Origin of the sequence: Mesorhizobium sp. M7A.F.Ca.US.005.03.2.1 (assembly GCF_003997795.1) — a bacterium.
In the GTDB taxonomy this organism is placed as follows: domain Bacteria; phylum Pseudomonadota; class Alphaproteobacteria; order Rhizobiales; family Rhizobiaceae; genus Mesorhizobium; species Mesorhizobium ciceri.
In genome coordinates this window covers 1-436 of record NZ_RZRP01001626.1, presented here as the reverse complement: position 1 = coordinate 436, position 436 = coordinate 1, and the positions used below count along the sequence as shown (strand labels likewise).

1 protein-coding gene is annotated in these 436 nt (G+C 67.2%); it reads left to right on the top strand.

The genetic code is table 11. The features are described from left to right. On the top strand, positions 1-416 hold a 416-nt coding region (locus EN991_RS39515), incomplete at its 5' end, for a GNAT family N-acetyltransferase (RefSeq protein ID WP_164769831.1). Between the last annotated feature and the right edge of the window lie 20 nt (positions 417-436).

Sequence of the window (436 nt, the reverse complement as noted above, 5' to 3'; positions counted from 1 at the left end):
CGTTGGCGCCGCAGGCGGCGAGGGGTTTCTGGGAGAAATCGCTGGCCGCGGCGGCAAGGGGCGAAAGAGCGGTGCTTGGCGCCTGGGACGGCAAAAACCTGGTCGGCACCGTGACCTTGCTGCTCGACTGTCCGCCCAACCAGCCGCACCGGGCCGAGATCGCCAAGCTGATGACACGCACCGACTACCGGGGCAGGGGCGTGGGAACGCGCCTGATGCGGGCCGCCGAGAGGCTTGCGGTGGAGAAGGGCCGCATGCTGCTGGTTCTGGACACGGCAACCGAGGAGGGCGCCTCACGCCTCTATGAGCGGTTGGGCTTCACGCTGGCCGGTGAGATACCGGACTATGCACTGAAGCCGCATGGCGGGCTGACCGGCACGCTGATCTACTGGAAGCGGATCGGGCAAATCTCGTAACCAATCATGCCGGCGCGGAG